Raw genomic sequence first — 10,853 nt, 5'->3', positions numbered from 1 at the left:
CCCGGGGACCGGCCTCCCGCCTCCCTACAGGGGCGCGTCGTCCACCTGGATGTCCCACTGGACGTCGGTGCCCTCGACCGCGGTCGTCGTGACGGTCACCCCGTAGTTCGTGCCCCCGTCCACGAGGTTGCAGCGGATCTCGGCGCCCACCTCGGCGGGGAGGTCCTGGGAGCAGCTGAAGTCCTCGGGGGCGTGGCCGACCTGCTCGGCCAGCATCTCGCTGGACCTCTGGGCGACCTGGGCGGCGTCGACGGCGCCACCGCTCGCCCCGGCGGCCGGGGTCTCCTCCGCGGCCTCGTCCTCGACGGAGGCGTCGTCGGCCGTCTGCTCGTCGACCTGGACCTCCCACTGGACGTCGGAGCCGTCCACCGCCGTCGTCGTGACGGTCACGCCGATGGTCTCGCCGCCGTTGGTCAGCTCGCAGCGGATCTCGGCCCCCACCTCGGCGGGGAGGTCGTCGGAGCAGGTGAGGTCGTCGGGGGTCTGGCCGACCTCTTCGGCCAGCATCTCGCCGGACCTCTGGGCGACCTCTTCGGCGTCGACGGCGCCGGGGCCGCCGAAGCTGAAGGAGCAGCCGGTGGCCATGAGCAGGGGCAGGGCGCCCAGAACCGCTCCGGTGACGACTCGCTGACGTCTGGTCTGCCGCATCGCGGCCTCCTGAAGGTTGTGGGACCTGACGGGGGAACAGACCGGGTGAAAGCGGCGCCGGTTCCGTCGCGAAGCGCTTCGGTATTCTTCTGTGTCCTCGCGGGGGAGGGGTCGACCCCGGGGACACGATCGCTCACCGGTCGGTGAGCGGTCCGCCGGCAGCGCGCCAGTCCACGAGGCCGCGGCTCATGTTGACAGCGTCGAAACCGTACTCCACCAGCAGGTTCGCCGCTCCGGCCGACCGGATGCCTCCGGTGCAGAAGGTGATGAGCAGGCGGTCCTCGGGGAGTTCCACGGAGCGTTCGGGCAGCTGCTCCAGCGGCATGTGCACGGCCCCCGGGATGTGCGTCCGCCTCCACTCGAACTCGCGGCGCACGTCCACGACGAGCGCGCCCTCCGCGACGAGGCGGACCGCTTCGGCGGCGGTGACGGCCGGGGGACGGCGCAGGTAGTGTCGCAGGCTCACGGGTTCCGGGCCTCCCGTCGCACGTTGACCATGGTGAGCGGGCCGCTCAGCACCGGCACGAGCGCGCCGAGGCGGGTCCGCGTCGCCAGGCCGCCGCCGAGGAGCGCCGTGACGGCGGTGGCCAGGTAGAGCGCGCCGTGGGTCGGGCCGAGGACGCTCGCGACCGCGTCGTGGTGCACGGTGGCGAGGTTCAGCAGGAGCCCGAGGACGCTGACGAGTTCGAGTGCCGAGAGCACGGAGAGCGTGCGCAGCAGCGGGGTCACGAGTAGCTCGATCCGGGGCGCACGATCATGAGCACCACGACGACCACCCACAACAGGTTGAACAGGCCGGTCAGCATGCCCAGGCGTCGCAGGCGGGCGCCGTCGTCGGGGGAGCCGAGCGCCTCCCGCTGGAGCGGCGCGATCCGTAGGGCGAGCAGCGCGCCGGCGACGGCGGTGAGCACCATCGCGACGACGATCCAGATCTCGGTCGTGCGGCCCTGGACGAAGGCGAGGACGAGGCCGACGACCGGGACCGTGAGCGCCAGGACGCCGTAGACGCGGGTGATGCGGTGCAGCAGCCGGGCGGTGTCGGTGCTCCGCTCCGCCCGGTCCGCTCCCGCGGGTGCGGCGGTCACAGGCGCGTACCGGGGGAACAGGCTGGTGGTCACGGCCACGGGGCCGACGAAGAGAATGCCCGCCACGACATGGACGGACAGCAAGAAGGCTTCCATAACCTTCAGGCTACCTGAAGGTCAGTCGGGGCCCGACACCACCCGTGCCATCTGGACGCGCAGCGCCTCGGTCAGTTCGGGGTGCCGCTCGGCGAACTCCGCGTCGAGCCGTGACACCACCTCGGCGGCGCGGGCGAGCAGGGCCTCCCCCTCGGCCGTGACCCGCAGGCTCGACGCGGAGCCGGCGTGCGCGGTCCCGTCGTCGACGAGACCGGCTCGGACGAACGCGGCGACGGCGGAGTGGGCGCTCTGCACGGTGATCCGCGAGCGCCGGGCCAGCTCGCTGAAGGAGATGCCCGGGGTCCCGCGGACGTGTCCCAGGAGCCCGTACTTGCGGGTGGTCAGTCCGAGGGGCTTCAGGGCCTGGTTGAAGGAGGCCTCCCACACGCGGCCGACCGTGAGCAGGGCGACGGTGGGGCTGAAGGGAGGTGGTTCCGGCATGGGGCCAGGCTACCGGCCGGGGGTTCGCGGATCGCGGGCGTCTTTCGCGCGCCGGGCCGCGGGCCTGCGCGGACCTTCCCGGGGCCCTTCGCACGGACGGGCGGGGCCGCCGCCCGGAGGCGGCGGCCCGCGGTCCCGGCGGGGTCGCGGGACGCCGCCTTCCGGAACGCGGCCGGAGGATCAGCCGCCGTTCTCGTCCGCGGCGCGGCGGCGGGCCTCGCGACGGGCCGCCTGGCGGTTCCTGCGGTTCTCGGCCCGGTTCATCTCGCCCATCTCCCTCTTGGCTGCACGGCCGTTGGGGCCCAGGCAGCAGGTGATGCCGGCGCTGTGCTCCCACCGGCAGCGCGTGCCGGCGTCCTCCCGGGCCGGAGCGGGAGGCAGGTCGCAGCCGCCGTGGCGGTGATCGTGGACGGGCCTGGGGTCGTGCTCGGCACAGCGGACCCACACCGGCTTCGTCTTGTCCGTACGGGACATGGTTTCCTCACCCGAACCGCCGCCCGTGCTCCCGGTCTCTCCGGGCGGGCGGCTAGGTTGGCAGGCCCATCACGTCACTCTCCTCAGGTCGTCCGCCGGTCTCCGGCGGGGGCGTCGCGCCGGGGTCGGTCCGGCTCCGGGCCGTCCCCGAGGCCCGGGGGCGGGGCACGCACGGGGACCGCCCGCGCGCGGCCTCCCAGGCTAGGCAGGTCCGGCGGCGGCGCGCAAGGTCCATCGGCCGGTCCGCCGTCCCGGTGGACGGGCGGCCGGGTTTCCGCCCCGGGCGGGGGTTCTGGGCCGGAGTGGAGTGCGGAAACAGAGCGGCCGTTTACCGCCGTTCAGTGAGTCCGGAAAAAGCTGTTAATTCGGGCGAAAGTCACTAATTCCACCGAAGTGAAAAGGGTGGACTCCGCATGTTCGACCTGGTGGAACGCGGCAACTCGAAAATCCGAACACATTACCTCCCGGTAATGCACACACCCACCCCACCCATGCCCTAGCATTTATCCCACTCACACAACTCAATCCACACGATGGCCCCGCAACGGTTAGATCCGTTCGGGGCCGTGGCCAGCAACTTCACACCTTTAACCAAAGGAATTGCCAGCATGCGCCAGTATAGCGCTGCCTTCCTCGGCCCTGCCCTGGGCGTCGTGAAGGCCCTCTTCCTCGCACCCCGTGGTCGCCACGCCCGCCGCCACCGCTCGACCCGGGTGCGCCGCTACGCCCCGCTCCCCCAGGCCGTGACGCGCGAGAACGCGTCCCCTCCCCCCGCGCCCGACCCCGTCCGGGTCCCGGCGCCCCGCCTGGCTCCCGCTCCCGCACCGCCTCCGGCCGACGACCCCGTCCTGGTCAGGCCCTACTACTCCGCGTGGGAGCACCGGGGCGCCACCGCACGTGAGCGTGCCCGCGAACGCGAACTCGACCGCGTCCGGGCCGCCGCCACCGCCCGTCTCTGCGACTGGGCCCACCGCGAGGTCCCGCCCTGCGGCGACCTCCTGGCCCCCGACCCGACACCCGTGGCGGTCCCCGCCCCGCGGGCGCCGCACCCCGACTGTGAGGACCCCGACGACTGGCGCACCTTCACCCGTCTGACCCGCACCTGGCTCGCCCAGCGGGAACACCACCGCCGGGCCCGGCCCCGGGGCGAGGCGCCGCACCGGAGCACGGGGGTGGCCGCGTGATCTCCCTGACCACCCGCATGCTCACCCGCACCTACACCCGCGCGCTCGCCGACCTGTCCACCGCCCGCCGCGACCTGACCCTCGACCTCGACGCCCTGGCCCCCGGCCTGGACCCCGACCTGGTCGACACCCTGCGCCTGTGCCTGCACGAACTCCACGCCAACGCCTGCAAGTACGGCCACCCGCACGCGCCCGTCGTCCGCCACCTGTTCCGCGCCCACGACGGGACGCTGACCCTGACCGTCCACAACAGGCACGCCCCCGGCGCCGCCCCGCCCGTGCCCAGGGTGCCCGTGGAGCGCACCACCACCGAGTGGGACCGGGGCCGAGGGCCAGCGCGGCCTCCTCCTCATCACCCGTCTGGCCGCCACCTGGGGCCACTACTCCTGGCCGCCCCGGTCGGGTCTCGGAACCCTCGTCCAAGCCACCTTCACCGCCTGACCCGCCCGCCGGGCCGGGGAGACCCTCCCCGGCCCTCCACCCCTCCAAGCTCCTCCGATGGCGAAGGAACCACATGCCGAGCCGAGCCCACGAGATCCCCCTGCGGATCATCCAGAACCAGCCCGCGATGGTCCCCGTGCTCCTCAGGGAGTCCCTGGGCATCGACGTCCCCCACCACACGGAGGCCGTCTCCACCAGTTCGGTCCTGACCAACTGCGACCCCAAGGAACTCAACAGCGACGGCGCCACCCTGCTCCGTGACGGCACCCGACACGTCCTCGCCGTGGTGGTGGAGCGCCAGCACGGGCGCGACTCCGGCAAGCGGGCGAGCTGGCCCGCCTACCTGACCACCCTCAACCTCCGCCTCAAGTGCCCGGCCGTACTCGTGGTCCTGTGCCCCGACGAGGCCATGGTGCGCTGGTGCGCCACACCCATCGAGGTCGGGCACCCCGGGTTCGTGCTGACCCCTCTGGTCATCGGCCCCGGCACCACCCCCGTGGTCACCGACCTGGAACAGGCCCGCGCACTGCCCGAGCTCGCCGTGCTCTCCGCCTACGCGCACGGCAACACCCAGCCGGGAACCCTGAAAGCCGTGGTGGAGGCGCTGGAATCCACCGCTCCCGAACACCGCGCGTTCTACTATGACTACGTACTGGCCGGTCTCAACGAGGCCGCCCGTCAGGACCTGGAGGGCTTGATGTCCGTGGACACCTACGAATGGCAGAGCGACTTCGCCCGTAAGTACGTCGGTCTCGGCCGCGAGGAAGGCCGTGAGGAGGGCCGTGAGGAAGGTCGCGAGGAGGGTGTGGTTCGCAGCGTGATCGCGGTCCTGGTCGCGCGCGGTTTCACGGTTTCCGACGAAGTCCGGGAGCGGATCGAGTCCTGCTCCGATCTGGACGTCCTGGAGAGTTGGGTGACCAAGGCCGTCAGCGTCCAGAGCCCCGGGCAGCTCTTCGACTGACGGTCGGGTCACCCGCACCGGCCGTGGGTCCGTGCCCACGGCCGCCCCGCGCCGCTTCCCGGTCACCGGCTGCCCGGCACCGCCCGGTTACCATGACGCATGGCCAGCGAAACCCCCGCAGCGGCCCGGACCCGCCGCGACCAGCTCCGCGACTTTCTGCGTACCCGCAGGGCCAGGCTCACCCCCGAGGACGTCGGCATGGCGGCCGGGGGTCGACGCCGGACACCCGGCCTGCGGCGCGAGGAGGTCGCCGTCCTCGCCGGGGTCGGGGTCTCCTGGTACACGTGGCTCGAACAGGGCCGCGACATCAACGTCTCCGTCGAGGTGCTCGACGCGATCAGCGGGGCGCTGCGCCTGAACGGCCCCGAGCGCATCCACCTGTACACGCTCGCCGGGGTCAACCCGCCGCGCGACGGCGGGCCCCGGGCCACCTCCGTCACCCCCGAGTTGCGCAACCTCATCGAGGCGTGGATGCCGCGCCCGGCGATGCTGCGGGACCGCTACTGGAACCTGCTCGTCCTCAACGGCACGGCCCGGACGGTGTTCGGCTACGGCGACACCGACCACAACTGCCTCGTCACGTTCTTCACCAACGCCCGGTACCGCGCCATGCGCGTCCACTGGGCGTCGGTCGCACCGGACGTCGTCGCCGCCTTCCGCGCCGACGCGGCCCGGTTCCCCGACGACACGGAGTTCGGCCGGCTCGTGGACGACCTCAGCACCGTGAGCCCCGACTTCGCCGAACTGTGGGCGCGCCACGACGTCGGCGACCACGTCCAGACGGTGAAGGCGGTGCTGCACCCCGAGGCCGGCGACCTGGTCTTCGACAAGACGACCCTGACGGTGGCCGACCGCCCGGACTGGACCCTTGAGCTGTACAACCCGCGTCCGGGCACCGGGACGGAGGACCGCCTCGCCCTGCTGGCGCACGCTCCCGCCGCCACCTCGGCCTGACCTTCGGCACCGCCGCCCGCCGGGAACACGCCCTAGCTGCGGTCCGGGCCCGGTTCGGCGGTGCCGTCGGGCGTGTCCGTTCCGGGTTTCGTGTGCAGGACCTCGCGGGCCTGCTCCGCGGCGCGGATGATGTTCTCGCGGACGAAGTCGACGAAGCGGGCGATGTTCTCCAGGCGTGCGGCGGCCGGAGTTCCGGGACCCAGGAGGCCGACGCCCTGGCGCGCGACCTCGATGAGGTGTGTGTGCGCCTGGGCTGTGGCGATCATCGACTGGTACCAGACGTCGGCGTCGACGACGTAGCGCTCGCGGCGCTCTTCGCGTTCACGGCGGAGCAGGCCCTGGCCCTCCAGGTACGTGACCGCCTTGGAGACCGAGGCCGGGCTGATCTGGAGGCGCTGGACGAGTTCGGCGGCGGTGAGGCTGCCCGAGTCGGCGGTGTGGAGGCTGACCAGCACCCGGGCCGTCATCTTGGGCAGGCCCGCCTCCATGAAGACGGTGGCGAACGCCTCCTCGTACTCGCGCACCGCCTCGGCGTCGCGCCCGTGGGGCTGCGGGGGCGCCTGCGTCCCCGGGGACGCGGTCCTCCTGCGCCGGTGGGTGCGTTGCTCGGTGGCGCGCTGGGCCAGGTCGGCGCGGTAGGCGGTGGGGCCGCCGTTGCGCATCACCTCGCGCGTGACGGTCGAGGTCGGGCGGTCCAGGCCCCTGGCGATCTCCGCGTAGGCCAGGTTCTCGGCCAGCCCCAGGGCGATCTGCCGGCGTTCCTGCTGGGTGAGTCTGCCTCCCGGCATCGCGGGCTCCTCCGTGGTCCGTGGGGGTGCCCACCCTAGCGTCCAGCGCTCATTCGTTGCAACGTGCGTGATGGCGGTGTTGCGCTGACCGTTGGTCAAATGCAACGGACCCGTGGAATTAGACTGTGCAAACGCCCGTGTGTCGCGACGATGGTGTTTCTCTATATGTGTATGCAACGTAGCCTTTCTGTCGATGGAAACAGAAGGCCGCAAGGGTGACAGCACGGGGGCGCCCATACGCGCCACCCCGCCCCGGGACGCGGGGCCGGGCCGGGGCCCGAGCCTGGTGGTCGCACACCCCTGATAAACGAGCCCTGTTCGCTTCGCACGGGTGCTGGAACGCTCGTACCCATGACGAACCACACTGCACGATTCGACGGCAAGACCGTACTCATCACCGGCGGCACGAGCGGCATGGGCCAGGCGGCGGCGCGCAGGTTCCTGGACGAGGGGGCGCGGGTGGTCATCACCGGGCGCGACCAGGGCCGCCTCGACGCCGCGGTGAAGGACCTCGACGGCGGCGACCGCGTGCTCGCGGTGCGCGGCGACGCGGCGAACCTCGACGACCTCGACACGCTGACCGCCGCCGTCAAGGTCCGGTTCGGGCGCCTGGACGTGGTCTTCGCCAACGCGGGCGTCGGCTCGTTCCTGCCGATCGGCGACATCACCGAGGCCGAGTTCGACCGGGTCGCGGACATCAACTTCAAGGGCGTGTTCTTCACCGTCCAGAAGACCCTGCCCCTGCTCGCGGAGGGAGGGGCGATCGTCATCAACGCGTCGTGGACGCTGCACCGGGGCATGGCCGGGGCCTCCCTGTACGCGGCGACCAAGGCGGCGGTGCACAACCTCTCGCACACCCTCGCCGCGGAGCTGGGCCCGAAGGGCATCCGGGTCAACTCCGTGAGCCCCGGCTACATCGACACCCCGATGTTCCACGAGGCCATCCCCGAGGAGGAGCAGGACGACGTCGTGGCCGCCGTGTCGGCGGGCCGCCTGGGCACCTCGGAGGACGTCGCGAAGACGGTCGCGTTCCTCGCCTCCGAGGACGCGGCCTACGTCAACGGCCAGGACCTCATCATCGACGGCGGACTCGTCGCGGCCATCGCCGAGCCTTCCGCGTAGCCCGGCCCCGAACGCGGGGCGGCTTCCGCCGGGGGTCGCCGCCCCGCCCCTGCCCGTCCGGGCTCAGAGGGCGGTGGTGCCGCCGAACCACGTCTCATGCTGCCTGAGCATCGCCTCGGTGTCGTTGAGGTGGGGGAACGGCCCGTCCGGGACCTCTGTCCCGAGGAATGCGCACAACCGCTCCCACCCCTCCCCGGCCCGGTGCACCAGGAGCCGGTCGGCCGGGAGTTCGGCCCTCACCTGTTCCGCGTGCCGCTCGAAGGCCGCGACGGCGACCTCCTCCGAGGGCACCGCACCGCAGGGAACGCCGAAGGACGCCTGCCACATGTGGTCCAGCAGGGGCCGGATCCGCCGGAACTCCACGGGGACTCGGGCGTCGGCGTCCTCCGCGCAGGCCTTGCGCGTCAGCTCGAAGATGGTGGTGAGCATGCTCGTGTACCACCGGTGCGGGTCGCGGACCGTGAGCACGAACTTCGCGTCGGGGTAGGCCTCCGCCAGTTCGCGCCAGAAGAACGACAGCGGCCAGTCCACCCCGGACGGCCACCCCTCCAGCACGTGCCCCCAGTCGATGCCCCCCGGAACCGGCGGCACGGTGCCGGCCCAGCGCCGGGCCAGGTCCGGTGAGGCCAGTACCTCGAACATGTGGTGGCAGGGGCCGAGGCCGAGCTGCTCCAGTGCGGCCTTCATCGACGTCGTCCCGGTGCGCGGGAGACCCGCCCCGATCACGTGCATCCTCGTCCTCCTCGTTCGTTCCGCGGCCCCGGCGGCCGGACGGGGAGGTCCCGGCCATCCCGCGGGCCGGGCGCGTTCCGCGCGCCGGGCTCCCGCGGGCGCGCCGGTCCGGCACGGGGGACGGGCCGCCCGTGTGCCGGGCGCGACGCCGGGGGCGTGCGGGGGCAGGCCACCGGACGCGCCACCGCGGCAGGGGGCACACAGCACTGTAGACCACCCGGTGTGTCCATGGGATTCCGTTGGGTGATCATCTGTCGGTGTCTTCGTGCCTTCGTGCCGTCGTGCGACGGGCCGTCCCCGTGCCCCGCGCCGGTCGGACGTCCGTCAGTACCGGGGCCAGAACGCGGGCTGGGCCTTGAAGGCCGCGTCGATCCTGATCGAGTACGCCAGCGACCCCAGGAGCCTCCGGGCGCGCGAGAGCGGGTGGTCCGGGAAGTGGGGGTCCCACGCGGGGTCGTCGGCGTGGTTGCGCGGGACTCCGCCCGTGATCCCGTAGGCGTAGGGGTGCTGGGCCCAGGCCGCCATCGCCTCCTCCGGCGAGGCCTGGCCGCCCCTGTACTGCTGGAGGAACCCCGGCAGCACGGACGCCTCCCGCACGCCCGTGGGCTGCCCCTCCAGGCACTGGACCTTCACGACGACACTGGAGCCCACCCTCGGGATCGTGTACGTCCCGAGGTAGGCCGTGCCCCGCTCCTGGTGGGGGTGGTCGCCCTTGACCATCTGCCGGATGGCGGCCATCCCGTCCAGCCCGATCACGTCGAGGTCCACCAGGCCCATCCCCGCCTGCGCCGTGTTGGCGCTCGTCCGGGCGCGCAGGGCCGCCACGTCCTCCAGGGGCGCGGGGAGGTTCGGCGCCATGTCGAAGCGGTCGAGGACGACGGCGTCACCTGCGGCGTCGACCCACACGTTCTCCTTGACCTGCTGGAACGGGCGGGTGTCGAACCAGACCGGGGTCCCGGCGAGTCCGGCCGGGGGCGGCGGCCCCTGGTGGTAGCCGTGTTGGTACTGGTGATGAGGGGACCATTGATGCATGGCCGCACCCTATATGCGGCCTTGTCCGGTGATGTTCCATCGGCCTCGCGTCGGCTCCGTGCCGACCCCGCACCGCCCCCACACCCTGCCGCGCACCGCCTGCGCGGGGCCCTCCCGGCCACGGCCGGGCGGTTACCCGTGCCCCACCGGCGCCCGACCGGGGACGGTCGGGCACGGGCGGCACCGGGGTGGCGGGTCGGCCCCCGCCCCAGTAGGGGCCGACCCGCCGGACCGCACTCCGAACGTCCTCCGGGCGGCCGGCACCTCACGGGTCAGGTGGTCGGCCAGGCTGCCCCGTCGGGTGGCGCGGCCCTGTCTCTCATACCGGGCGCTCGTCCACACCGTTCGCGCCGACGCCGCTGCCGAACCGGGCGCACCTGCCCCGGGACACCTCGTGGCCGCCCCGGCCCACCGTGGCCCACGCGCCCTTCACGTCCGGGGCCCGGCCGCAGGTGACGGCGGCGCGGAAGGTCTGCCCCTGGCCGATGGGGTCGCCACAGGCGGCCATCCCCAGGTCCGGGGCGTTCGCGTGTGTGTACGTGTCGCAGCCGGGCGCCGCGTCGGGCGCCGTTGCGGGGGCGAGCAGCGTGCCCGCGAGGACGGCGGCGACCGCCGACGCCACGCGCCGCGGAGCGGAGGGGGCATGGGGGGCTTCCTTCCGAGGAGTGGGGGACCGTGAGTGCCACGGTCATCACTCGACGTGGCCGCCTAGGATGTTTCCTCTCCGGACGCCCCGGAACCCTCGTGCCTCCGCATTTCCGCACCTGGCCGACCAGGTTTCTTCCCTGCGGGAGCGCCGGCCCCGCGGGGCCGGCGAGCGGGCCCGAGCCTTCCGGTACCGAAGGGCGGCACCGGAGCAGGGCTTCGGAGCCGGGCGGCGGGCCCTCGCCGGGGC

15 protein-coding genes are annotated in these 10,853 nt (G+C 73.0%); 5 read left to right on the top strand and 10 right to left on the bottom strand.

Annotated elements, in window-relative coordinates:
- Positions 1–24 precede the first annotated feature (24 nt).
- The 6 genes from ACWGL3_RS27415 to ACWGL3_RS27390 form a co-directional block, all read right to left on the bottom strand.
- Positions 25–648: a DUF4333 domain-containing protein gene (locus ACWGL3_RS27415; protein ID WP_267947544.1), complete on the bottom strand. Its 624-nt coding sequence runs from the start codon at positions 646–648 to the stop codon at positions 25–27.
- A gap of 133 nt (positions 649–781) precedes the next feature.
- On the bottom strand, positions 782–1,114 hold the full coding sequence (locus ACWGL3_RS27410; protein WP_267947545.1) for a rhodanese-like domain-containing protein: 333 nt from the start codon (positions 1,112–1,114) through the stop codon (positions 782–784).
- Positions 1,111–1,377, bottom strand: coding sequence for a hypothetical protein (locus ACWGL3_RS27405; RefSeq protein WP_267947546.1), 267 nt, complete (start codon positions 1,375–1,377; stop codon positions 1,111–1,113). The genes ACWGL3_RS27410 and ACWGL3_RS27405 overlap by 4 nt, the downstream gene beginning before the upstream one ends.
- A complete protein-coding gene (locus tag ACWGL3_RS27400) occupies positions 1,374–1,829 on the bottom strand; it encodes a hypothetical protein (protein ID WP_267947547.1) in 456 nt (151 codons plus the stop codon). Before ACWGL3_RS27400 ends, ACWGL3_RS27405 begins: the two co-directional genes overlap by 4 nt.
- A gap of 21 nt (positions 1,830–1,850) precedes the next feature.
- A complete protein-coding gene (locus tag ACWGL3_RS27395) occupies positions 1,851–2,270 on the bottom strand; it encodes a MarR family winged helix-turn-helix transcriptional regulator (protein ID WP_267947548.1) in 420 nt (139 codons plus the stop codon).
- A gap of 180 nt (positions 2,271–2,450) precedes the next feature.
- A complete protein-coding gene (locus tag ACWGL3_RS27390; RefSeq protein WP_267947549.1) occupies positions 2,451–2,744 on the bottom strand; it encodes a hypothetical protein in 294 nt (97 codons plus the stop codon).
- Positions 2,745–3,352: 608 nt separating this feature from the next.
- Between ACWGL3_RS27390 and ACWGL3_RS27385 the strand changes: the two genes are divergently transcribed.
- The 4 genes from ACWGL3_RS27385 to ACWGL3_RS27370 all read left to right on the top strand — a co-directional run bounded on the left by ACWGL3_RS27385 (position 3,353) and on the right by ACWGL3_RS27370 (position 6,284).
- The gene (locus ACWGL3_RS27385; protein WP_267947550.1) at positions 3,353–3,928 is read left to right on the top strand and encodes a hypothetical protein; all 576 of its coding nucleotides are present in this window, start codon (positions 3,353–3,355) and stop codon (positions 3,926–3,928) included.
- 17 nt (positions 3,929–3,945) lie between these two features.
- Positions 3,946–4,578 (top strand): ATP-binding protein, encoded by a 633-nt coding sequence (locus ACWGL3_RS27380; RefSeq protein WP_431061513.1) that lies wholly within the window; start codon positions 3,946–3,948, stop codon positions 4,576–4,578.
- On the top strand, positions 4,497–5,330 hold the full coding sequence (locus ACWGL3_RS27375) for a hypothetical protein (RefSeq protein ID WP_431061514.1): 834 nt from the start codon (positions 4,497–4,499) through the stop codon (positions 5,328–5,330). The genes ACWGL3_RS27380 and ACWGL3_RS27375 overlap by 82 nt, the downstream gene beginning before the upstream one ends.
- Before the next feature lie 99 nt (positions 5,331–5,429).
- The gene (locus tag ACWGL3_RS27370) at positions 5,430–6,284 is read left to right on the top strand and encodes a helix-turn-helix transcriptional regulator (RefSeq protein WP_267947552.1); all 855 of its coding nucleotides are present in this window, start codon (positions 5,430–5,432) and stop codon (positions 6,282–6,284) included.
- 32 nt (positions 6,285–6,316) lie between these two features.
- Here ACWGL3_RS27370 and ACWGL3_RS27365 read toward each other — a convergent pair whose 3' ends face one another.
- Positions 6,317–7,072, bottom strand: coding sequence for a GbsR/MarR family transcriptional regulator (locus ACWGL3_RS27365; RefSeq protein WP_267947553.1), 756 nt, complete (start codon positions 7,070–7,072; stop codon positions 6,317–6,319).
- 351 nt (positions 7,073–7,423) lie between these two features.
- Between ACWGL3_RS27365 and ACWGL3_RS27360 the strand changes: the two genes are divergently transcribed.
- Positions 7,424–8,194, top strand: coding sequence for a glucose 1-dehydrogenase (locus ACWGL3_RS27360; RefSeq protein WP_267947554.1), 771 nt, complete (start codon positions 7,424–7,426; stop codon positions 8,192–8,194).
- Positions 8,195–8,257: 63 nt separating this feature from the next.
- Here the strand turns inward: ACWGL3_RS27360 and ACWGL3_RS27355 are convergent, their stop codons facing one another.
- From ACWGL3_RS27355 to ACWGL3_RS27345, 3 genes are all read right to left on the bottom strand, one after another.
- Positions 8,258–8,926 carry a sulfotransferase family protein gene (locus ACWGL3_RS27355; protein ID WP_267947555.1) on the bottom strand — a complete coding sequence of 223 codons (669 nt, stop codon included), beginning with the start codon at positions 8,924–8,926 and terminating at the stop codon, positions 8,258–8,260.
- Positions 8,927–9,250: 324 nt separating this feature from the next.
- Positions 9,251–9,958, bottom strand: a complete 708-nt coding sequence (locus tag ACWGL3_RS27350) for a hypothetical protein (RefSeq protein ID WP_267947556.1) — start codon at positions 9,956–9,958, stop codon at positions 9,251–9,253.
- 319 nt (positions 9,959–10,277) lie between these two features.
- Complete coding sequence (locus ACWGL3_RS27345; RefSeq protein WP_452461954.1) at positions 10,278–10,580, bottom strand: hypothetical protein; 303 nt, start codon at positions 10,578–10,580, stop codon at positions 10,278–10,280.
- Between the last annotated feature and the right edge of the window lie 273 nt (positions 10,581–10,853).

It is taken from the genome of Nocardiopsis sp. NPDC055824, from assembly GCF_053616335.1.
This window is presented reverse-complemented; position numbering and strand designations above follow the sequence as displayed.